Annotated in this window: 21 protein-coding genes and 1 tRNA gene (1 of these 22 running past the window's edge); 14 read left to right on the forward strand and 8 right to left on the reverse strand. The window is 52.2% G+C overall.

Going from position 1 to position 21,534, the window contains the following annotated elements; genetic code table 11:
- Positions 1-14 precede the first annotated feature (14 nt).
- Positions 15-365, reverse strand: a complete 351-nt coding sequence (locus tag OGV89_RS11045; RefSeq protein ID WP_003037262.1) for a DUF2002 family protein — start codon at positions 363-365, stop codon at positions 15-17.
- 248 nt (positions 366-613) lie between these two features.
- Positions 614-1,948, reverse strand: coding sequence for a MocR-like pyridoxine biosynthesis transcription factor PdxR (pdxR, locus tag OGV89_RS11050; RefSeq protein ID WP_003846028.1), 1,335 nt, complete (start codon positions 1,946-1,948; stop codon positions 614-616).
- A 90-nt stretch (positions 1,949-2,038) separates the two neighbouring features.
- Here pdxR and OGV89_RS11055 point away from each other — a divergent pair, with 90 nt between their 5' ends.
- From OGV89_RS11055 to emrB, 14 genes are all read left to right on the forward strand, one after another.
- On the forward strand, positions 2,039-2,470 hold the full coding sequence (locus tag OGV89_RS11055; RefSeq protein ID WP_003846030.1) for a carboxymuconolactone decarboxylase family protein: 432 nt from the start codon (positions 2,039-2,041) through the stop codon (positions 2,468-2,470).
- Between the two features lie 279 nt (positions 2,471-2,749).
- On the forward strand, positions 2,750-2,995 hold the full coding sequence (nrdH, locus tag OGV89_RS11060) for a glutaredoxin-like protein NrdH (RefSeq protein WP_003846033.1): 246 nt from the start codon (positions 2,750-2,752) through the stop codon (positions 2,993-2,995).
- Positions 2,992-3,402: a class Ib ribonucleoside-diphosphate reductase assembly flavoprotein NrdI gene (nrdI, locus tag OGV89_RS11065; protein ID WP_003037273.1), complete on the forward strand. Its 411-nt coding sequence runs from the start codon at positions 2,992-2,994 to the stop codon at positions 3,400-3,402. Before nrdH ends, nrdI begins: the two co-directional genes overlap by 4 nt.
- On the forward strand, positions 3,375-5,519 hold the full coding sequence (nrdE, locus tag OGV89_RS11070; RefSeq protein WP_286558639.1) for a class 1b ribonucleoside-diphosphate reductase subunit alpha: 2,145 nt from the start codon (positions 3,375-3,377) through the stop codon (positions 5,517-5,519). The genes nrdI and nrdE overlap by 28 nt, the downstream gene beginning before the upstream one ends.
- 10 nt (positions 5,520-5,529) lie before the next feature.
- Complete coding sequence (nrdF, locus tag OGV89_RS11075) at positions 5,530-6,489, forward strand: class 1b ribonucleoside-diphosphate reductase subunit beta (protein WP_003846038.1); 960 nt, start codon at positions 5,530-5,532, stop codon at positions 6,487-6,489.
- A gap of 354 nt (positions 6,490-6,843) precedes the next feature.
- Entirely contained in the window at positions 6,844-8,046 is a 1,203-nt protein-coding gene (gene proV, locus OGV89_RS11080; protein WP_003037282.1) for a glycine betaine/L-proline ABC transporter ATP-binding protein ProV, read from the forward strand.
- The gene (gene proW, locus OGV89_RS11085; protein ID WP_003846040.1) at positions 8,039-9,103 is read left to right on the forward strand and encodes a glycine betaine/L-proline ABC transporter permease ProW; all 1,065 of its coding nucleotides are present in this window, start codon (positions 8,039-8,041) and stop codon (positions 9,101-9,103) included. The genes proV and proW overlap by 8 nt, the downstream gene beginning before the upstream one ends.
- A gap of 68 nt (positions 9,104-9,171) precedes the next feature.
- Entirely contained in the window at positions 9,172-10,167 is a 996-nt protein-coding gene (proX, locus tag OGV89_RS11090; RefSeq protein ID WP_003037288.1) for a glycine betaine/L-proline ABC transporter substrate-binding protein ProX, read from the forward strand.
- 191 nt (positions 10,168-10,358) lie between these two features.
- Positions 10,359-11,543 (forward strand): MFS transporter, encoded by a 1,185-nt coding sequence (locus OGV89_RS11095; protein WP_003839673.1) that lies wholly within the window; start codon positions 10,359-10,361, stop codon positions 11,541-11,543.
- Between the two features lie 122 nt (positions 11,544-11,665).
- The gene (locus OGV89_RS11100; protein ID WP_003839672.1) at positions 11,666-12,403 is read left to right on the forward strand and encodes an AzlC family ABC transporter permease; all 738 of its coding nucleotides are present in this window, start codon (positions 11,666-11,668) and stop codon (positions 12,401-12,403) included.
- Entirely contained in the window at positions 12,393-12,728 is a 336-nt protein-coding gene (ygaH, locus tag OGV89_RS11105) for an L-valine transporter subunit YgaH (RefSeq protein ID WP_003037297.1), read from the forward strand. Before OGV89_RS11100 ends, ygaH begins: the two co-directional genes overlap by 11 nt.
- Before the next feature lie 90 nt (positions 12,729-12,818).
- Positions 12,819-13,349, forward strand: coding sequence for a multidrug efflux transporter EmrAB transcriptional repressor EmrR (gene emrR / locus OGV89_RS11110; protein ID WP_003037300.1), 531 nt, complete (start codon positions 12,819-12,821; stop codon positions 13,347-13,349).
- A gap of 130 nt (positions 13,350-13,479) precedes the next feature.
- Positions 13,480-14,652 carry a multidrug efflux MFS transporter periplasmic adaptor subunit EmrA gene (gene emrA / locus OGV89_RS11115; protein WP_003037303.1) on the forward strand — a complete coding sequence of 391 codons (1,173 nt, stop codon included), beginning with the start codon at positions 13,480-13,482 and terminating at the stop codon, positions 14,650-14,652.
- Positions 14,653-14,668: 16 nt separating this feature from the next.
- The gene (gene emrB / locus OGV89_RS11120; RefSeq protein WP_003037306.1) at positions 14,669-16,207 is read left to right on the forward strand and encodes a multidrug efflux MFS transporter permease subunit EmrB; all 1,539 of its coding nucleotides are present in this window, start codon (positions 14,669-14,671) and stop codon (positions 16,205-16,207) included.
- Between the two features lie 48 nt (positions 16,208-16,255).
- Here emrB and OGV89_RS11125 read toward each other — a convergent pair whose 3' ends face one another.
- The 6 genes from OGV89_RS11125 to OGV89_RS11150 all read right to left on the reverse strand — a co-directional run.
- On the reverse strand, positions 16,256-17,623 hold the full coding sequence (locus tag OGV89_RS11125; RefSeq protein WP_286558641.1) for a carbohydrate porin: 1,368 nt from the start codon (positions 17,621-17,623) through the stop codon (positions 16,256-16,258).
- A gap of 346 nt (positions 17,624-17,969) precedes the next feature.
- Positions 17,970-18,485, reverse strand: coding sequence for an S-ribosylhomocysteine lyase (gene luxS, locus OGV89_RS11130; RefSeq protein ID WP_003037312.1), 516 nt, complete (start codon positions 18,483-18,485; stop codon positions 17,970-17,972).
- A 149-nt stretch (positions 18,486-18,634) separates the two neighbouring features.
- A complete protein-coding gene (gene gshA, locus OGV89_RS11135; protein ID WP_003037314.1) occupies positions 18,635-20,191 on the reverse strand; it encodes a glutamate--cysteine ligase in 1,557 nt (518 codons plus the stop codon).
- Between the two features lie 77 nt (positions 20,192-20,268).
- Positions 20,269-20,697 carry a YqaA family protein gene (locus OGV89_RS11140; protein WP_003839664.1) on the reverse strand — a complete coding sequence of 143 codons (429 nt, stop codon included), beginning with the start codon at positions 20,695-20,697 and terminating at the stop codon, positions 20,269-20,271.
- Complete coding sequence (yqaB, locus tag OGV89_RS11145; protein WP_044699675.1) at positions 20,694-21,260, reverse strand: fructose-1-phosphate/6-phosphogluconate phosphatase; 567 nt, start codon at positions 21,258-21,260, stop codon at positions 20,694-20,696. The genes OGV89_RS11140 and yqaB overlap by 4 nt, the downstream gene beginning before the upstream one ends.
- 247 nt (positions 21,261-21,507) lie before the next feature.
- Positions 21,508-21,534: transfer RNA gene (locus OGV89_RS11150), tRNA-Arg, on the reverse strand; it runs 99 nt beyond the window's last position.

Below are 21,534 nucleotides of genomic sequence, written 5' to 3' on the forward strand. Positions count from 1 at the left end.
TGCCAGTCGCGTTATTAGTTAGAATTAACGTCGCCAAACAACCCACTCAGATAACGCTCCAGCGCAATTCGCGAGCTAAAGCCGTGCGGAATACCATAATGTTCGTGTGTCTCACCGGCTAAATACAGTGGGAATTGCTGATAATGATCGCAGGTTTTAATATCCGTCGCCGGTTCTGCCAACGAAGAGCTGCGCTCTTTTAGCGTGGGATGGATAATTAATGCGGTACGTCCCATGCGTGCTTCACGGTTAACGTACACATAATTTTCGCCACGACGATAGCCGTACGTTTTCTGCGTCACTACATCAACGGTAAAGCCCACTTTTTCAAGTACGCGCGCCACCTCATCAGGTCGTAAATACATATTATTTTCCTCGTTATCTTTTACTGCGGGCTTACCTTACCTGATTCAGCATTAGCAACGCTTTCAGAAAAGTCCATAAACGGGTGGCGATGGTGGGACGCATATCGTAAGAACCTTATATACCCTAAATAATTCGAGTTGCAGGAAGGCGGCAAGGGAGCGAATCCCCAGGAGCTTACTAAAGTAAGTGACTGGGGTGAACGAACGCAGCCAACGCACATACAACTTGAAGTATGACGGGTATAGATTTATGTCAGCGCCATCCGCAGTTGGTACGCCGCCTGTTGCGCCATTTCCGCCGAGCTGATATTGGTAAATGACAGCAATATTCCCCCCTTTCCTTCTGACGTTATTCGCCAGCGGCTTAACGCCTGAACAGCTAACCCGGCCTGATTCGCTTTGCGCACCAGCGCAATATCATCTCCGTCCACACTCATCACCAGTTGAATCCCACCTTCCTGAGGAATGACGCTAAATCCTTGTTCGGTCAGGGCGTTTTCCATCCATTGTCGTCGTTCGGCATAATGTTGTCGCATACGTTTTAAGTGTCGCCAGAAGTGGCCGTCTCGCATAAAATCCGCCAGCGTTTGCTGCCATAGAACCGGAACGCTACAGGCCGTTAGCGCCGCTTGTTGGCGAAAGTGTTCAACCTGGGTCAGGGGCACCACCAGCCATGCCGTACGCAAAGCCGGAAACATCGATTTGCTGAACGTTCCGGCATAAATCACCCGCTGGGGCGCATCCAGACTTTTTAGCGGCGGCAACGGCTTACCGTGGTAACGAAATTCACTGTCATAATCATCTTCGATTACCCACGCCTGCGCACGAGTCGCCCACTCCAGCAACTGGTGGCGACGGTCTAAAGACAGTGCTACCCCCAGTGGGCTTTGATGTGCGGGAGTAAGCAGTACAAAACGCGCCTGCGGGTAGTCGCGGATCCCGGCGCTGACATCCAGACCATCGGCATCCACCGCTACCGGCTTCAACTCAATGCGTTCTTGAGCCACCACAGGCCGAATCAGCGGAAAGCCGGGATCTTCGACCCACATTCCCTCTCCGGGATGCGCCAGAGCGCGCAGGATTAACGTCATTGATGCCGCATAGCCTGAAGTGATAAAAATCTGCTCTGGCTGGCATTCAATGCTGCGTGAGACCCGCAGGTAATCCACAATCGCCTGACGTAACGCCCGCTCGCCACACACATCGCCCACCGCCAGATCAAAACGCGTTTGGGTGCGTAAACGCCGTCCCATCACCCGCGCCCAGACTTCGCGCGGAAAAAGATCGAGTGCGGGTAATCCCATCTGAAAAGTTTGCGGTCTGGGATTTTCTCCGGCAAAGATGGCAGGAGAAACAGGTGCCCTTTCTGGTCGCAGTTGCTCACTGACAAACGTTCCTGCCTGTCCACGCCGCGCGAGCCAGCCCTGCGCCACCAGCTCTGCATAGGCATTTTCCACCGTCGAGCGTGATACTCCCAGCTCCTGGGCCCAGGTCCGACTGGAGGGCAATCTGGTACCGGGCTTGAGTTCACCTTTCTCAATTGCGTTTTTTAACTGACGGGCGATTTGCTGATAGCGCGGCATTTATGGTCTGCTTTTTTTGCAAAAATATGGCTCTCTGTAGCAGTCCATTATAGTGCTACATTGCGGGTCATCCAAACGAGGAGAAATACCATGACCATGTTACGCCAGCCCTATTATGAACTCAGCCCTGAAATCTATAACGCTCTGGTTCAGGCAAGCAAAGCGCTGGAGAACTGCGCGCTGGAACCTACGCTGACGGAACTGATTTACCTGCGGGTCTCGCAAATCAACGGCTGCGCCTTTTGTCTGGAAATGCACAGTAAAGCACTGCGCAAATCCGGAGTTGCGCAGGCCAAACTGGATGCGCTGGCAGGCTGGCGGGTGAGTCACCACTTCAGCAAGCAGGAACGTGCGGCGCTGGCGTGGGCCGAATCGGTCACTCAAATTGCCACTAGTCACGCCGAAGATGACGTTTATCTGCCGCTGCTCGACCATTTCAGCGCGAAAGAGATTAGCGACCTGACATTCGCCATTAGCCTGATGAACTGCTTTAACCGCCTGGCGGTGGGGATGCGCATGTGATTCTGCGCTTCCGGATGGCGGCATAAACGCCTTATCCGGCCTGGGAAGTGCTTTCCTGTAGGCCGGATTAGACGCGACGCGCGCCATCCGGCAACCTGCGATGGTACATATCACTTCCCCTGCCATGCCCATAACCCAGCCCATCATCAATCTAAAATTCCCATATCTTGTATGGTTGAATCTTTTTAAAACTACATCTAGTATCTTTCCTATCAGGACACACACAACCCGACGCCCTCTATCGCGCCGATCTTTTATTTTTAAATGGAAATACGAATCATGCGTATTATTATTTACACTCGCAATAACTGTGTTCAGTGCCATGCCACCAAACGGGCAATGGAAAGCCGTGGTTTTGACTTTGAGATGGTAAACGTCGATTTACAGCCCGATTTGGCTGATAACCTGCGCGATCAAGGGTTTCGCCAGTTACCGGTCGTAGTCGCGGGTGAAACCAGTTGGTCAGGGTTTCGCCCGGACATGATCAACCGTCTGCATCCGGAACACCGTGTGGTCAGCGCATGAGTCAGCTCGTCTACTTCTCCAGCAGCTCCGAAAATACGCACCGCTTTATGCAGCGTCTGGGGCTGCCTGCCATCCGCATTCCGCTTAACGAACGCGAGCCGATCCGGGTAGACGAACCTTACATATTAATCGTGCCGTCCTACGGCGGCGGCGGCACTGCTGGCGCGGTCCCAAGACAGGTGATCCGCTTTTTAAACGATACGCACAACCGGGCGTTAATCCGTGGAGTGATCGCCTCCGGCAATCGTAATTTCGGTGACGCCTACGGTCGCGCGGGTGATGTCATCTCACAAAAATGCGGCGTGCCGTGGCTCTATCGCTTTGAGCTGATGGGCACCCAAAGCGATATCGACAACGTTCGAAAAGGAGTGAGCGAATTTTGGCAACGACAACCGCAGAACGTGTAATGCAGCCAACGCTGGATTATCACGCCCTGAACGCCATGCTGAATCTGTATGATAAAGCCGGGCACATTCAGTTCGATAAAGACCATCAGGCGGTGGAGGCTTTCTTTGCCGCACACGTCCGCCCCAACTCGGTGGCGTTTGCCAGCCAGCAGGAGCGCCTGGAAACGTTGGTGGATGAAGGCTATTACGATGCCAGCGTGTTAGCCCGCTACGATCGCGCGTTCGTGCTGAAGCTATTCACCTACGCCCACGCCAGCGGATTCCGTTTCCAGACGTTCCTCGGCGCATGGAAGTTCTACACCAGCTATACGTTGAAAACGTTCGACGGTAAGCGCTATCTCGAAGACTTTGAGGATCGGGTAACGATGGTGGCACTCACGCTGGCGCAGGGCGATGAAGCACTCGCGACGCAACTGACCGATGAAATGCTCTCCGGGCGCTTTCAGCCCGCCACGCCAACCTTTTTAAACTGCGGTAAACAGCAACGCGGCGAGCTGGTCTCCTGCTTCCTGTTGCGTATTGAAGACAACATGGAGTCTATTGGTCGGGCGGTCAACTCCGCACTTCAGCTCTCCAAACGCGGCGGCGGCGTGGCATTTTTGCTCTCCAACCTGCGCGAGGCAGGTGCGCCCATTAAACGCATTGAGAACCAGTCCTCTGGGGTGATCCCGGTAATGAAAATGCTGGAAGATGCGTTTTCTTATGCGAATCAACTCGGGGCACGTCAGGGCGCAGGCGCGGTGTATCTGCACGCACACCATCCGGATATTTTACGTTTTCTCGATACTAAGCGCGAAAACGCCGACGAGAAAATCCGTATCAAAACGCTCTCGCTTGGCGTGGTGATCCCGGATGTTACCTTTCGACTGGCGAAAGAAAATGCCCGGATGGCGCTGTTCTCACCTTATGACGTGGAACGGATTTACGGCAAACCGTTCGGTGATATCGCCGTGAGTGAGCGGTATGACGAATTGGTGGCCGACGAACGCGTGCGCAAAAAATACATTAACGCCCGCGAATTCTTCCAGCGGCTGGCCGAGATCCAGTTTGAGTCTGGTTATCCCTACATCATGTTTGAAGATACGGTGAATCGCGCCAATCCGATTGCCGGTCGGATCAATATGAGCAACCTGTGCTCGGAGATTTTGCAGGTTAACAGTGCCTCCACCTACGATGAAAATCTCAATTACGCGCAGATCGGGCACGATATCTCCTGCAATCTCGGCTCCTTGAACATTGCCCATACCATGGATTCACCCGATTTTGGTCGTACCGTGGAAACGGCGGTTCGCGGCTTAACCGCCGTTTCGGACATGAGCCACATCCGCAGCGTGCCTTCGATCGACGCCGGGAACAGCGCGTCGCACGCGATTGGTCTTGGGCAGATGAATCTGCACGGGTATCTGGCGCGGGAAGGGATCGCCTACGGCTCGCCGGAAGGGCTGGATTTCACCAATCTCTATTTCTACACCATCACATGGCATGCGCTGAATACGTCAATGAAGATCGCTCGCGAGCGGGGTCAAACCTTTGCCGGATTCAAACAGTCACGCTACGCCAGCGGCGAGTATTTTAACCAGTATCTGCAGGGCGACTGGCAGCCAAAAACCGACAAGGTCCGCACACTGTTTGCCGCCAGCGGCATTACGCTGCCGACGCGCGAGATGTGGGCGCAACTGCGTGAAGATGTGATGCGCTACGGTATTTATAACCAGAATTTACAGGCGGTTCCGCCCACCGGTTCTATCTCCTACATCAACCATGCCACGTCAAGCATTCACCCGATCGTGTCGAAAGTGGAGATTCGCAAAGAGGGCAAAACCGGGCGCGTTTACTACCCTGCCCCGTTTATGACCAATGAGAATCTAGCCTTGTATCAGGATGCCTACGAGATCGGTCCACAAAAAATCATTGATACTTACGCTGAAGCAACGCGGCATGTCGACCAAGGGCTTTCACTGACGCTCTTTTTCCCCGATACCGCCACCACGCGCGATATCAACAAAGCGCAGATTTACGCCTGGCGTAAGGGCATCAAATCCCTGTACTACATCCGACTACGCCAGCTGGCGCTGGAAGGCACCGAAATCGAAGGCTGCGTGTCATGCGCGCTGTAAGGAGGAGAAAATGACATTATCCCGCGTGAGCGCCATCAACTGGAACAAGATTGAGGATGATAAAGATCTTGAGGTATGGAACCGTCTGACCAGTAACTTCTGGCTCCCGGAAAAGGTTCCGCTCTCCAATGACATTCCGGCCTGGCAAACGTTGAACGCAGCCGAACAGCAGCTAACAATCCGCGTTTTTACCGGGCTGACGCTGCTCGACACCATTCAGAATGTTGCCGGAGCACCAGCGTTAATGACTGATTCGTTAACGCCGCATGAAGAGGCGGTGCTGTCGAATATCAGCTTTATGGAGGCGGTGCACGCCCGTTCCTATAGCTCTATTTTCTCCACCCTTTGCCAGACCAAAGATGTGGATGCAGCTTACGCCTGGAGTGAAGAAAATACCCCACTCCAGCGCAAGGCGCAGATCGTTTTGGCACATTACGCCAGCGACGAACCGTTGAAGAAAAAAATAGCCAGCGTGTTTCTGGAATCCTTCCTGTTCTATTCTGGCTTCTGGTTACCGATGTATTTCTCCAGTCGCGGTAAACTGACCAATACCGCCGATCTCATTCGTCTGATCATTCGTGATGAAGCGGTTCATGGGTATTACATTGGTTATAAATATCAAAAAGGTCTGGAGCATATTTCCGAATCAGCACGCGACGAGTTAAAGCATTTTGCCTTTGACCTATTGATGGAATTGTATGATAACGAAGCGCGTTATACGGAAGAATTGTATGCAGAGACCGGCTGGGTGGATGACGTCAAAGCCTTCCTTTGTTACAACGCCAATAAGGCATTAATGAATTTGGGATATGAGGCGCTATTCCCGCCTGAAATGGCGGACGTCAACCCGGCAATCCTTGCCGCGCTGTCGCCCAACGCTGACGAAAACCACGATTTCTTCTCGGGTTCTGGCTCATCCTATGTGATGGGAAAAGCGGTCGAAACCGAAGATGACGACTGGAATTTCTAGCAATCATTTCTACGGGAAATACCGTACATTTTTCGCGGAAATATTTTAACAGGATCACACTTTTGTCGTGCAAATATAATTGTGTGATCTACACTCAATATCAGCCGCATTATTCGCCTGCATTCCAGCAATTCAGGCGACTTTTCATTGCCATTTACAAAAAATATTAAGCCGCTCACATTCGCGCTCAGCCCTTATATCACGGGAAGTCCCGCCACCTGGCCTTTGGCAATATTCATGCCACAACCAAATTCAGGGTTGTCTCAGATTCTCAGTATGTTAGGGTAGAAAAAGGTCACTATTTCCATCAGGTAATATATCGATATAAACAAATAACAGGAATCATTCTATTGCATGGCAATTAAATTAGAAGTTAAAAATCTCTATAAGATATTTGGAGAGCATCCGCAGAGAGCCTTCAAATATATTGAAAAAGGACTTTCAAAAGAGCAGATTCTGGATAAAACGGGGCTATCGCTTGGCGTTAAGAACGCCAGTCTGGCCATTGAAGAAGGCGAGATATTTGTCATCATGGGATTATCCGGTTCGGGTAAATCCACAATGGTACGCCTTCTCAATCGCCTGATTGAACCCACCCGCGGGCAGGTATTGATTGACGGCGTAGACATCGCCCGGATATCCGATGCTGAGCTTCGCGAGGTGCGCAGAAAAAAGATTGCGATGGTGTTCCAGTCCTTTGCCCTGATGCCGCACATGACGGTGCTGGACAATACGGCATTCGGCATGGAATTAGCCGGTGTTGGTGCGGATGAACGTCGTGAAAAAGCGTTAGATGCGCTACGTCAGGTTGGTCTGGAGAATTATGCTCACGGATACCCGGATGAACTTTCCGGGGGTATGCGCCAGCGTGTAGGCCTCGCCCGCGCATTAGCCATTAATCCTGACATCTTATTAATGGATGAGGCCTTCTCAGCCCTCGATCCATTAATTCGTACTGAGATGCAGGATGAACTGGTAAAACTACAGGCGAAGCATCAACGCACCGTGGTCTTTATATCGCATGATCTCGACGAAGCTATGCGTATTGGCGACAGAATTGCCATTATGCAAAACGGTGAAGTGGTCCAGGTCGGCACGCCGGATGAAATCCTGAATAATCCAGCCAATGATTATGTACGCACCTTCTTCCGCGGCGTTGATATTAGCCAGGTCTTCAGTGCGAAAGATATTTCACGCCGTAGCCCCGAAGGTTTAATTCGTAAAACGCCCGGGGTGGGCCCACGTTCGGCGCTGCAATTATTGCAGGACAAAGATCGCGAATATGGTTACGTGATCGAACGCGGCAATAAATTCGTTGGCGTTGTTTCAATCGACTCCTTAAAAACAGCGTTAAGTCAGGCGCAAGGTATTGAAGCGGCATTGATCGATGAGCCGTTAGCCGTAGATGCACAAACTCCTCTCAGCGAGTTGCTTTCTCATGTCGGCCAGGCCCCGTGCGCGGTGCCGGTTGTTGATGAGGAACAGCAGTATGTGGGCGTCATTTCAAAACGCATGCTGTTACAGGCTTTAGATCGTGAGGGGGTAAACAATGGCTGATCAAACTAATCCGTGGGATACCACACCAGTGGCCGACAGCGCCGCACAAACTGCCGATGCCTGGAGCACGCCATCCGGTGCGCCCACTGATGGCGGTGGCGCGGACTGGCTGACCAGCGCCCCCGCGCCGGCACCAGAGCATTTCAATATTATGGATCCGTTCCATAAAACGCTGATCCCACTGGACAGCTGGGTCACAGAGGGGATCGACTGGGTCGTTACCCATTTCCGTCCGGTCTTCCAGGGCATTCGTGTCCCGGTGGATTACATTCTCAACGGTTTTCAACAGCTGCTGTTAGGTATGCCAGCCCCGGTGGCGATTATCCTGTTCGCGCTAATTGCCTGGCAGATTTCCGGTGTTGGGATGGGCGTTGCTACGCTGATTTCCTTGATTGCCATCGGTGCCATCGGCGCGTGGTCGCAGGCCATGATAACTCTGGCGCTGGTGTTGACCGCGTTGCTGTTCTGCGTGGTGATCGGTCTGCCGATGGGGATCTGGTTGGCGCGCAGTCCACGGGCAGCAAAAATTGTTCGCCCGCTGCTGGACGCCATGCAAACCACACCCGCGTTTGTCTATCTGGTGCCGATTGTCATGTTGTTCGGTATTGGTAACGTCCCGGGCGTAGTGGTGACGATTATCTTCGCCCTGCCGCCAATCGTACGTCTGACTATTCTGGGGATTAACCAGGTGCCAGCCGATCTGATTGAAGCCTCGCGTTCGTTTGGTGCCAGCCCGCGCCAGATGCTGTTTAAAGTGCAGCTCCCGCTGGCAATGCCCACCATTATGGCTGGGGTTAACCAGACGCTGATGCTGGCGCTCTCAATGGTCGTCATCGCGTCGATGATTGCCGTGGGCGGGCTGGGTCAGATGGTTCTGCGCGGAATTGGTCGTCTGGATATGGGGCTTGCCACCGTCGGCGGAGTTGGGATTGTGATCCTCGCCATCATTCTGGATCGCCTGACACAGGCCGTTGGTCGCGATTCGCGTAGCCGTGGCAACCGTCGCTGGTACACCACTGGTCCCGTTGGGCTTATCACTCGCCCTTTCACGAAGTAATTCACCCGTTGCCCGGTGGCGCATTGCTTACCGGGCCTACACGTCCCTCCAATAATTAAGGAACAACGATGCGACAGAAAGCAATTATTGCCACAGCGTTTGCCACCCTTGTCTCCACCAGCACTTTCGCTGCCGACCTGCCGGGCAAAGGCATTACCGTACAGCCAATCCAGAGCACTATCTCTGAAGAATCCTTCCAGACGCAGTTAGTCGCTCGTGCGCTGGAGAAACTGGGTTACACCGTTAACAAAACCAGCGAAGTTGACTACAACGTCGGCTATACCTCCATTGCCTCTGGCGATGCAACTTTTACCGCCGTGAACTGGCAGCCGCTGCATGATGATATGTACGCCGCGGCGGGCGGAGACAAAAAGTTTTATCGCGAGGGGGTATTCGTTACGGGTGCCGCACAGGGTTATCTGATCGACAAAAAAACCGCTGAGCAGTACAAAATCACCAATATCGCCCAGTTAAAAGATCCGAAGATCGCCAAAATCTTTGACACCAACGGTGACGGAAAAGCCGATATGATGGGCTGTTCACCGGGCTGGGGTTGTGAAGCAGTAATCAACCACCAGAACAAAGCTTTCGATTTGGAAAAAACCGTCGAGGTCAGCCACGGTAACTATGCAGCGATGATGGCTGACACCATTACCCGCTTCAAAGAAGGTAAACCCATTCTTTACTACACCTGGACACCGTACTGGGTCAGCGACGTAATGAAGCCGGGTAAAGATGTGGTCTGGCTGCAGGTGCCGTTCTCTTCCCTGCCTGGCGAGCAGAAAGATATTGATACCAAGCTGCCAAACGGCGCCAACTACGGCTTCCCGGTGAACACAATGCATATTGTCGCCAATAAAGCCTGGGCGGAGAAAAACCCGGCTGCGGCGAAACTGTTTGCCATCATGAAGCTGCCGCTGGCGGATATCAACGCGCAAAACGCAATGATGCACGACGGGAAAGCGTCTGAAGCCGACGTGCAGGGTCACGTTGACGGCTGGATCAAAGCCCACCAGCAGCAGTTTGACGGCTGGGTGAACGAAGCGCTGGCCGCGCAGAAATAACCCACTCGCAGGCCTGATGAGCGTAGCGTCATCAGGCACAATAACCATACCAATGCCGGATGGTGGCGCGATGCGCCTTATCCGGCCTATCCACCCTCCTCCAATCGCACAATCCATCACTCAACAAATCAGCAACATTTAATCACTTCCGTTATGATTGTTTTCTGCAATCCATTATTCAGTTGAAAACCATGACGAAAACAACTCAGGGACTTAGCCCTTCGCTAATCCTGTTAATGTCTATCGCCACCGGCCTCGCCGTCGCCAGTAACTATTATGCGCAGCCGCTGCTCGACACCATCGCGCGCAACTTTTCGCTCTCTGCCAGTACCGCAGGGTTTATCGTCACCGCGGCCCAGCTCGGCTACGCCGCCGGCCTGCTGTTCTTAGTGCCGCTCGGCGATATGTTTGAACGCCGGATGCTGATTGTCTCCATGACGCTGTTAGCGGCTGGTGGCATGCTGATCACCGCCAGCAGCCAGTCGCTGGGTATGCTGATCCTCGGTACTGCCCTGACCGGGCTGTTCTCGGTAGTGGCACAGATTTTGGTTCCGCTGGCGGCAACGCTTGCCACACCGGACAAGCGCGGTAAAGTTGTTGGGACGATTATGAGCGGCCTGCTGCTAGGTATTCTACTGGCGCGCACCGTGGCGGGATTATTGGCGAATCTTGGCGGCTGGCGCACCGTATTTTGGGTCGCATCAGTATTAATGGCGCTGATGGCGGTTGCACTGTGGCGCGGCCTGCCGAAGATGAAATCCGATACCCATCTCAACTATCCGCAGCTGTTAGGCTCCGTATTCAGCCTGTTTATTCACGATAAATTGCTGCGTACCCGCGCGATGCTGGGCTGCCTGACTTTTGCCAATTTCAGTATTCTGTGGACCTCGATGGCGTTTTTGCTCGCCGCGCCGCCGTTTAACTATTCGGAAGGAATGATTGGTCTGTTCGGTCTGGCGGGTGCCGCAGGGGCGTTAGGCGCACGTCCGGCGGGCGGTTTTGCCGATAAAGGTAAATCCCACCTGACCACAACCATGGGGCTGCTGTTACTACTGCTCTCCTGGCTTGCTATTTGGTTTGGGCATGCTTCAGTCCCCATGCTGATTATCGGTATTCTGGTGTTGGACCTCACCGTTCAGGGAGTGCACATCACCAACCAGACGGTTATCTATCGCATTCATCCTGACGCGCGTAATCGCCTGACAGCCGGATACATGACCAGCTATTTTATTGGCGGAGCGGCAGGTTCGCTGATTTCAGCCTCTGCCTGGCAGCATGCCGGGTGGGCTGGCGTTTGTCTGGCAGGTACGACCGTTGCCATACTCAACCTGTTGGTCTGGTGGCGAGGTTTTCACCGTCAGGAAGCCGTAAATTAAGCGTATAACGCATGTTTACCGCTGATTGGGCTCCACAGGGTGTTAAGGAGCCCATCAGTCTGCTAAGGTTATAACTCATTGAACCAAGTTATATTAATTTCGGTAATGAAACCTATAACCCTATGGAAAGCCCTGTACCCCAGTCTGAATCCAGTTCGGCAACGTTAACGGAAGGATTCAAAGACAGCCTGCCAATTGTTATCAGCTATATTCCGGTCGCTTTTGCATTTGGTCTCAATGCCACTCGCCTTGGCTTTACGCCGGTTGAAAGCGTCTTTTTCTCCTGCATTATCTATGCGGGAGCCAGCCAGTTTGTCATTACCACCATGCTCGCCGCAGGCAGTTCGCTGTGGGTCGCCGCGCTGACCGTCATGGCCATGGATGTCCGTCATGTTTTGTACGGCCCTTCCCTGCGTAGTCGGATCGCCCAGCGACTGAGTAAACCCAAAAGCGCGCTGTGGGCTTTTGGCCTTACCGATGAAGTCTTTGCCGCTGCAACGGCGAAACTGGTACGGGATAACCGGCGCTGGAGTGAAAACTGGATGATCGGCATTGCGCTATGCTCCTGGGCCTCTTGGGTGTTTGGTACGGTGCTCGGCGCGTTTTCCGGCAGTGGTTTACTCAAAGATTACCCGGCGGTTGAAGCGGCACTGGGCTTCATGCTCCCGGCGCTGTTTATGAGCTTCCTGCTCGCGTCATTCCAACGAAAACAGGCGCTCTGCGTGACTGCGGCCCTGGCCGGGGCGCTGGCTGGCGTCATGCTGTTTTCCATCCCTGCCGCTATCCTTGCAGGTATTGTCTGTGGATGCCTGACGGCGCTCATCCAGTCATTTTGGCAAGGAGGTCCTGATGAGCTATGAAGTTCTGCTACTTGGCCTGTTGGTCGGCTGCGTAAATTACTGTTTTCGCTATTTGCCGCTCCGTCTTGGGGTCGGCAATGTTCGCCCGACGAAGCGCGGCGCGACGGGCATATTACTCGACACTATTGGCATTACATCAATTTGCGCCCTGCTGGTGGTGTCTACCGCGCCAGAAGTGATGCACGACGCTCGTCGGTTCGTGCCTACTCTGGTGGGGTTTGTCATACTGGGTGCAAGCTTCTATAAGACCCGCAGCATCATCATTCCAACGTTACTGAGTGCTCTGGGCTATGGATTAGCCTGGAAAATGCTGGTTGTCTTATAGATAAAAACAATCATTTTAAATTAATAATACATTTACTTTATTTGTCACTGTCGTTACTATATCGGCTGAAATTAATGAGGTTATACCCAAATGGATAGTTCGTTTACGCCCATTGAACAAATGCTAAAATTTCGCGCCAGCCGCTACGAAGAGTTCCCTTATCAGGAAGTGCTTCTGACTCGTCTATGCATGCACATGCAGGGCAAGCTGCTGGAAAATCGCAATAAGATGCTGAAAGCTCAAGGGATTAACGAGACGTTGTTTATGGCGTTGATTACGCTGGAGTCTCAGGAAAACCACAGTATTCAGCCTTCTGAACTGAGTTGTGCGCTTGGCTCGTCACGTACTAACGCTACCCGCATCGCGGATGAGTTAGAAAAACGTGGCTGGATCGAACGTCGCGAAAGCGATAACGATCGCCGCTGTCTGCATCTGCAATTGACCGAGAAAGGCCATGCATTTTTGCAAGAGGTGTTACCGCCTCAGCATAATTGCCTGCACCAGCTCTGGTCGTCTCTTAGCACCACCGAAAAAGATCAGCTTGAGCAAATTACCCGTAAACTTCTGACCCGTCTTGATCAGATGGAGCAGGATGGCGCGGTGTTAGAAGCGCTGCGCTAAGGCGTTGACTCGCTCAGAAATCCAGATTTATAAATGAAAAAACCGACAGGCCAGCACGCATACTGCTGGCCTGTCTGATAAACAGGTCGGCTCAGCCGATGTGAATAAAAAGAAGATCGTGGAGAACAACATGAGCGCAAATGCGGAGACTCAAACCCCGCAGCAACCGGTCAAGAAGAATGGCAAACGTAAAAGTCTGCTTCTCCTTCTGACCTTGCTCTTTATTATCATTGCCGTGGCATATGGGATTTATTGGTTTTTAGTACTGCGTCATTACGAAGATACAGACGATGCGTACGTGGCAGGGAACCAGGTTCAAATCATGGCGCAGGTATCAGGCAGCGTGACGAAAGTCTGGGCTGATAACACTGACTTTGTAAAACAAGGCGATGTGCTGGTCACCCTCGACCAGACAGATGCCAAACAGGCATTTGAAAAAGCCAAAACTGCGCTGGCCTCCAGCGTGCGTCAGACGCACCAGTTGATGATCAACAGCAAGCAGTTACAGGCCAACATTGAAGTGCAGAAAACAGCTCTGGCGCAGGCACAAAGCGATTTTAATCGCCGAGTCCCGCTGGGCAACGCCAACCTGATTGGCCGCGAAGAGCTGCAACATGCGCGTGATGCCGTCGCCAGCGCTCAGGCTCAGCTTGATGTCGCAATCCAACAATATAATGCTAACCAGGCAATGATTCTCGGCAGCAAGCTGGAAGATCAACCCGCCGTACAACAGGCCGCCACCGAAGTGCGCGATGCCTGGCTGGCGCTGGAACGTACCAGAATTGTCAGCCCAATGACCGGTTATGTATCCCGTCGCGCCGTACAGCCTGGTGCGCAGATTAGCCCAACCACGCCGTTAATGGCGGTTGTTCCGGCCACCAACCTGTGGGTGGATGCCAACTTCAAAGAAACACAGCTCGCCCACATTCGTATTGGTCAACCCGCGACGGTTGTCAGCGATATTTATGGCGATGACGTGAAATATACCGGTAAAGTTGTCGGCCTCGATATGGGAACGGGCAGCGCCTTCTCCCTGCTGCCAGCACAAAACGCAACCGGGAACTGGATCAAAGTCGTCCAGCGTCTGCCGGTGCGTATCGAACTGGATGCGCAGCAACTGGCACAGCATCCTCTGCGGATCGGTTTGTCTACGCTGGTTACAGTCGATACCTCCAATCGTGACGGACAAATTCTGGCAAGCCAGGTCCGCACCACGCCGGTATCAGAAAGTAATGCACGTGAAATCGACCTTGCTCCGGTCAATAAGATGATCGAAGAGATCGTGCGGGCCAACGCGGGCTAATTCAAAGGTGCGTGTGATGCAACAGCAAAAACCGCTGGAAGGCGCGCAGCTCGTCATAATGACGATCGCGCTGTCCCTGGCGACATTCATGCAGGTGCTGGACTCCACCATTGCTAACGTGGCGATCCCCACTATCGCCGGGAACCTCGGCTCTTCATTGAGCCAGGGAACCTGGGTGATCACCTCATTCGGGGTAGCGAACGCTATCTCTATTCCGATCACCGGCTGGCTGGCAAAACGCTTTGGCGAAGTAAGACTCTTTATGTGGTCAACTATCGCCTTCGTCATTGCGTCATGGGCATGCGGGATGTCCACCAGCCTGAACATGCTGATTTTCTTCCGCGTAATCCAGGGTATTGTCGCCGGTCCATTAATTCCGCTGTCACAGAGCCTGTTGCTGAATAACTATCCACCCGCCAAGCGCTCCATCGCCCTCGCGCTATGGTCGATGACGGTGATTGTTGCCCCGATATGTGGTCCTATTCTGGGGGGCTATATCAGCGACAACTATCACTGGGGCTGGATATTTTTTATCAACGTGCCAATCGGGGCTGCGGTGGTATTGATGACCCTGCAAACCCTGCGCGGCCGGGAAACCAAAACCGAGCAGCGGCGCATTGATGCCATTGGTCTGGCACTGCTGGTCATCGGTATCGGCAGTTTACAGATTATGCTCGACCGCGGCAAAGAGCTGGACTGGTTCGCCTCGCAGGAGATTATCATCCTGACGGTGGTCGCCGTGGTTGCTATCAGCTTCCTGATCGTCTGGGAGCTTACCGACGAGCACCCCATTGTCGATCTCTCGCTGTTTAAATCGCGTAACTTTACCATCGGCTGCCTGTGTATTAGCCTGGCCTATATGCTCTACTTCGGTGCCATCGTCTTGCTGCCGCAGCTATTGCAGGAGGTATACGGCTATACGGCAACCTGGGCTGGTCTGGCGTCCGCACCGGTAGGGATTATTCCGGTGATCCTGTCGCCAATTATCGGCCGCTTCGCGCACAAGCTGGATATGCGTCGGCTGGTGACGTTCAGTTTTATTATGTACGCCGTCTGTTTCTACTGGCGTGCGTGGACGTTCGAGCCGGGTATGGACTTTGGCGCATCGGCCTGGCCGCAGTTTATTCAGGGGTTCGCAGTAGCCTGCTTCTTTATGCCGCTGACGACCATTACGCTGTCCGGTTTACCGCCTGAGCGTCTGGCGGCTGCATCGAGCTTGTCTAACTTTACGCGAACGCTGGCCGGCTCTATTGGTACATCGATTACAACAACGATGTGGACTAACCGTGAGTCGCTGCACCATGCTCAGCTAACGGAATCTGTTAACCCCTACAACCCAAATGCACAGGCTATGTACGATAAGCTGCAGGATTTAGGGATGACGCACCAGCAGGCGTCAGGGTGGATAGCTCAGCAGATCACTAATCAGGGTCTGATTATTTCCGCCAACGAAATCTTCTGGATGTCGGCGGGGATCTTCCTGGTTTTGCTTGGTCTGGTGTGGTTCGCTAAACCGCCCTTCGGCGCGGGCGGCGGCGGCGGTGGAGCGCACTAACTATCTGATAAAAGGGATCTGCGGATCCCTTTTTTATTGTGGCCAGCATCAGAAATAATATTTGAATCTCAGGCGTCCGCCGTAACGAGCATCTTCGCTGTTGTCGCCATTGTTCGGATCGGCCTCAACCCATGAGGCATAAGCACCGAGATAGATATTAAAGTTTTTCATATCCATCACATTGGGGAATAAGTATGAGGCATGGATGGTGTGAATATCATAGCTGCCCGGATCGGTGATCCAGCAGTCTTCCTCGCAAACGGCCTCCAGGTTAGTGGCATTGAAAGCGTCAATGTTGTTATGCGCATAGATATAGCCCAGTTCGAATCGATGCCACAACGCGTTCACCCCAGCGGTAAAATCGGTCTCATCGGTCGCGTCCATATAAGCAGTATTCAGGTTAATCACCGCGCCGTCTTCCGCATCGGTTTTTTGTCCGTCCCAGGTCATGGTAAAACCATACCCCGTACGATCGGACTGATCGATCCACTTCCCGTTCTCATAATAGCCGTAGGCGTTGTTAACGACGTTACTTTCCATCGCCACTGCCGTCGAGAAACGCCCGTTTTGCCAGGCGATCACCGGGCGCACGTAAGCCACGTTTTTATCATTGGTTAAGTCCATCCCGTGGTACTGCTTCTCGGTATAGAGCGTACTGCCATTTTCCATCAATGTATTCACTTCAAAATACCAGTTATCGATGGTTTTACTTATCAGGAAATTACCGCCGCTGTCGCTACGTCCACGCCCCTCTTTCATCATATAAATATAGCCATAGCCATCACTGTAAAGATCATTCGCCGTATTACCTGAATATTCAATAAACGTATCCTGATTCAGCGGGAACATATCGTACGCTTCAAAACGTCCGACCTTAATTTGCCAGTCTTTTTCCTGGCCAAAAAAGAACACTGCATCATCGAGATTCATTTTTCCGGTCAGGTCTGCCAGCGGCTGAACTGAGAATCCGGCGAAATTACCGTTGTTCAGTCGTTGGTAGCCATCAAACCCTAATAGCAGACGCCCGTTGATATCCCAACGTTCATTCGTTCCCGGCGCCCAATCTTTATTTGCTGAAGTTCTGGTTGATGTCAGGCTACCAGAGCGGCTTGCCGCATCCATATTAAACTCAACGTCGCCATAGAACTTGATATCGCTAAAACCGGATAGCGTTAACTTGGGTGGATTTTCCGTAGAGGCGGAGGGTTCAGCAGACTGTACTTGCACCGTCGGCGCTGCAGCTACCTGCTGCTGCCTCAGCGAGCGAATTTGCGATTCAGCATCTGCGGCTCGCTGTTCGGCATTAATCACGCGCTGCTCCAGTTCGACAAGACGCTGTTCAATAGCGGTATTTACTGCCCAAAGGTTATGCGAAAAGCAAGCGCCGACCACAAGCGCTAAATATTTCACCTTCATTTTTTATCCCTAAAGTTTAATGTATACCAGATAAGATTTGATAAAAACCCCATCCACAAGCGATGAAAAGAGTCTTTTTATTACCTGGATACCTGGCGTATTCCATTATGTTTTTCTATTAATTATTTATGTTTTTTGATTTATGTGATCGGTGTGGGCTGGCATCGTTAATTATCCATTATTTTCTGTTTGCCAGATCACGTTTTATTATTTAACAGGTCACCCATTAATTAACTGAAATTATATTCCTGTCGTAAATATAATAGATATAGATTATATTACGAAATAAAAAACCCCGGACATAAACCGGGGTTAATTTAAATACTGGAACAGCTAATCAATAAGACTAAATATGCAGTTCCTGCAATTTCTCTTTCGGCAGCGCCAGCTCTTCATTGCTGTTCACGCGTACATCCCGCTCCAGAATATGACGCGCGATATCCTGTGCTTCGCTAAGAGAGTGCATCTGATACGTACCGCACTGGTAAACGTTCAGCTCCGGGATCTGGTTCTGATCCTGTACTTTCAGCACGTCCGCCATTGCCGCTTTCCACGCATCGGCAACACGCTGCTCGTCCGGCGTACCAATCAGGCTCATGTAGAAGCCGGTACGGCATCCCATCGGAGAGATATCAATAATCTCAACGCCGTTACCGTTAAGGTGGTTACGCATAAAACCTGCAAACAGGTGCTCCAGCGTATGGATACCTTTCTCAGGCATGACTTCTTTGTTCGGAATGCAGAAACGCAGATCAAACACGGTGATTGCGTCGCCATGCGGGGTGTTCATCGTTTTTGCAACCCGGACCGCGGGAGCTTCCATCCGGGTGTGATCGACAGTAAAACTATCTAACAACGGCATTTAGCCACCTCCGATAAATTTTTTAAAAATAATCTGAACTCTTTGTTCCGGGGCGAGTCTGAGTATATGAAAGACGCGCATTTGTTATCATCATCCCTGTTTTCAGAGATGAAATTTTGGCCACTCCCGAGTGGCCTTTTTCTTTTGTATCAAGCGTGCTTTTCCAGCCACACGCTAAACGGCTCAGTATCAGCCGCTTCGATCTCCTGCTGACGACGCTTCGAAGCCTCGGTTTCAGCAATAAATTCAGCTTCCTGCAATATTTCTAATGGCTCTTCACGCAGCAGATTTCGGTAAGCCTCACCCAGCGCTTTGCCCGTACCGCCAATGCCTTCATCAATCATAGACCGTAGGATCCGGGCAGAGAAAGTCAGTTCAGGATTGTCAAAACAGACAACCAGTTCATCACAGACCTTCTGATACTCCTCTCCCCCATCGATGCTGTCCAGCGTTTGTGCCACACGTTTAAGATCGCGGAACAAATCTTTCCCAACCTTAGGCAGCGGGAACTGGGCTGTTTCACAGCCAATACCTAACGTCAGTCCAGGCTTACGCCCTTCGAGAATCACGCGATTCCAGTTTTTACGCGTACACAGCAATTCATCGCTGCTCATTTCCGGGGCATCGGCCAGCGCACACCAGACCATAAACAGATCGAGGAAGCGTACCTGCTGCTCGTCCACGCCGATCGGTGAGAACGGGTTGATATCCAGCGAGCGTACTTCGATGTACTCGATACCGCCACGCAGAAGCGCATCAGACGGCGTTTCACCACGACGAGTGACGCGTTTCGGACGAATAGGCGCATACAGCTCATTTTCAATCTGCAGAACGTTGCTGTTGATTTGCAGACGCTTACCGTCTTTCTCCAGACCGATCGCTGCGTACTCCTCGGAGGGCGTTTTAATCGCGCGCTTTAATCCTGCCACATACTCATGCAAATCGTTAAACGTAATTCCAAGATTGCTTTGCGACTTATTGGTATAGCCCAAATCACTCAGACGCAACGAGGTCGCGTACGGCAGGTAGTACATCCCGCAGTCGGTTTTTTCAAACGGCAGAGTTGTTGGTTTTCCTTGCAGGAATGAGGAACAAATGGCCGGAGAGGCGCCAAACAGATACGGGATCACCCAACCAAAACGGTAGTAGTTGCGGATCAGACGGAAGTAGCCCGCGGAGATCTTCTCTTTAGCATCTTCGCCTTCGGTTACGCCGCACTTCGCCTGCCAGAAAGCCATTGGCAGCGAGAAGTTGTAGTGTACGCCTGAGATTGTCTGCATCAACGCACCGTAACGGTTTTTAAGGCCTTCACGGTACAGCGTCTTCAGGCGACCGGTGTTCGACGTGCCGTACTGCGCCAGTTCGATATCCTGGCCTTCGGCAATATAGCAAGGCATGCTCAACGGCCACATACGCTCGTCGCCCAGGTTTCTGGCGGTATAACGATGCAGGTCGCGCATGAATGTGAGCATTTTCTCAATGTCATCGCCTGGCGGAGTGATAAATTCCAGCAGCGCTTCGGCAAAGTCAGTAGTTATCCATTTATGCGTTAGCGCTGAGCCTAACACCTCAGGATGGCCTGTCGTTGCTAATGACCCATCTGCATTAACACGCAGCGTTTCGCGCTCCAGACCACGTTGAATCCCCTTTAACGCCTGAGGATGGTTTTCCAGCCAGGCCAGCGCCTGTGATACGTCCGGGATCAAATTGACCTCCCGCCTGTCAAAATCGTTTTAATTAGCATAATGGTATTGGTTACCCTGAAGGCTATCTCACAACACAATTAGTGCCACCACATAATGCCTTGCGTCGTAACCGCTGCGACAACAACATAGCGCAGCGCCTTGCCAAGGCATAAGAAAAAGAGAACTGGACCCCACGAGATGCGCATCCACCCGGCTAACAGGCACAATAAATCACCTACAACCGGCATCCAGCTTAATAATAGTGTGACAGCGCCATAGCGCCGCAGCCAGCCAGTGGCTTTTTCTTGCCAGCGCGATGTTTTACGCAAAGGAAAGAAACGCCCAAGGATAACGTTAGTTAACCCTCCAAGGCTATTACCCATTGTTGCTGTTAAGACTAAGACCCAGGGATGACTTATCCCGGAGACCAGCAAAGCAACTAAAACAACTTCAGAATTGCCGGGTAATAGCGTGGCGCTGAGAAAACTACTGGCAAACAGTGACAGGAGCGACAGTCCATCACTCACAATAACCGGACATCCACGGCGTCCATTCCCGCAGCGTGCGCCGCCTGTATTCCAAAATCGGCATCTTCAAACACGACGCAACGCGCCGGAATAACCCCCATACGTTCGGCACAAAGCAAAAACGTATCAGGAGCAGGTTTGTGGCGTTGTACGTGATCGGCTGCGACGACAGCATCAAAATAGCGACGCAGTCCAAGGTGAGCGAGCAGCGCTTCTGCAATTGCGCTTTCACTCCCCGTTCCTACTGCCATAGGCCGACGCCCATGCCAGGCTTTCACGACGTCAACCAACGGCAGAGGCTGGACGCTATCCAGCAACATGCTTTTCACCTTGTCAGTTTTCTCGCGCGCTAAGGCATGGGGGTCAAGATCGGCATGATTCAATTCAATTACCGACTGGGCAATACGCCACGTTGGGGAGCCGTTGAGGGCGACCATGGCTTGTTCATCAAACCGCAGCCCATAATGCCCCAATACCTCATGCCACGCCTTACGGTGCGTTGGCTCAGTATCCAGGATGGTGCCATCCATATCAAAAATCAAACCCGCATAACGTTCGTACATCGTCTTCTCACAAGCCGAATGACCAGACGTTATTTTATCGTAATTGATTGATTTTGTCGCTGACAGCGAATTGAGGGGTGTTCAGAGAGTATGTGGAAATAATTTAAAGGGGGAGATGGTGCATCCGGGAGGATGACTCACTAGCGTTCGCCCTGCGGGCCGTTGCTGGAGCAACGTTATCCTTCCTGGTGCTCGCGATTATCTCGCAGACCATGAAACAACAGTTTTGCTGCTATCTCGGAGAAGATGGTGCATCCGGGAGGATTCGAACCTC

Source organism: Citrobacter sp. Cf125 (assembly GCF_030333935.1).
GTDB classification, from domain to species: Bacteria; Pseudomonadota; Gammaproteobacteria; order Enterobacterales; family Enterobacteriaceae; genus Citrobacter; species Citrobacter freundii.

Bases quoted from the DNA above. Each gene is read 5' to 3' on its own strand.
- OGV89_RS11100 (WP_003839672.1), top strand. From the start codon at position 11,666: ATGGAAAGCCCTGTACCCCAGTCTGAATCCAGTTCGGCAACGTTAACG.
- nrdF (WP_003846038.1), top strand. From the start codon at position 5,530: ATGACATTATCCCGCGTGAGCGCCATCAACTGGAACAAGATTGAGGAT.
- nrdH (WP_003846033.1), top strand. From the start codon at position 2,750: ATGCGTATTATTATTTACACTCGCAATAACTGTGTTCAGTGCCATGCC.
- yqaB (WP_044699675.1), bottom strand. From the start codon at position 21,260: ATGTACGAACGTTATGCGGGTTTGATTTTTGATATGGATGGCACCATC.
- emrA (WP_003037303.1), top strand. From the start codon at position 13,480: ATGAGCGCAAATGCGGAGACTCAAACCCCGCAGCAACCGGTCAAGAAG.
- proV (WP_003037282.1), top strand. From the start codon at position 6,844: ATGGCAATTAAATTAGAAGTTAAAAATCTCTATAAGATATTTGGAGAG.
- luxS (WP_003037312.1), bottom strand. From the start codon at position 18,485: ATGCCGTTGTTAGATAGTTTTACTGTCGATCACACCCGGATGGAAGCT.
- proW (WP_003846040.1), top strand. From the start codon at position 8,039: ATGGCTGATCAAACTAATCCGTGGGATACCACACCAGTGGCCGACAGC.
- emrR (WP_003037300.1), top strand. From the start codon at position 12,819: ATGGATAGTTCGTTTACGCCCATTGAACAAATGCTAAAATTTCGCGCC.
- emrB (WP_003037306.1), top strand. From the start codon at position 14,669: ATGCAACAGCAAAAACCGCTGGAAGGCGCGCAGCTCGTCATAATGACG.
- nrdI (WP_003037273.1), top strand. From the start codon at position 2,992: ATGAGTCAGCTCGTCTACTTCTCCAGCAGCTCCGAAAATACGCACCGC.
- OGV89_RS11045 (WP_003037262.1), bottom strand. From the start codon at position 365: ATGTATTTACGACCTGATGAGGTGGCGCGCGTACTTGAAAAAGTGGGC.
- OGV89_RS11095 (WP_003839673.1), top strand. From the start codon at position 10,359: ATGACGAAAACAACTCAGGGACTTAGCCCTTCGCTAATCCTGTTAATG.
- ygaH (WP_003037297.1), top strand. From the start codon at position 12,393: ATGAGCTATGAAGTTCTGCTACTTGGCCTGTTGGTCGGCTGCGTAAAT.
- OGV89_RS11055 (WP_003846030.1), top strand. From the start codon at position 2,039: ATGACCATGTTACGCCAGCCCTATTATGAACTCAGCCCTGAAATCTAT.
- OGV89_RS11125 (WP_286558641.1), bottom strand. From the start codon at position 17,623: ATGAAGGTGAAATATTTAGCGCTTGTGGTCGGCGCTTGCTTTTCGCAT.
- pdxR (WP_003846028.1), bottom strand. From the start codon at position 1,948: ATGCCGCGCTATCAGCAAATCGCCCGTCAGTTAAAAAACGCAATTGAG.
- proX (WP_003037288.1), top strand. From the start codon at position 9,172: ATGCGACAGAAAGCAATTATTGCCACAGCGTTTGCCACCCTTGTCTCC.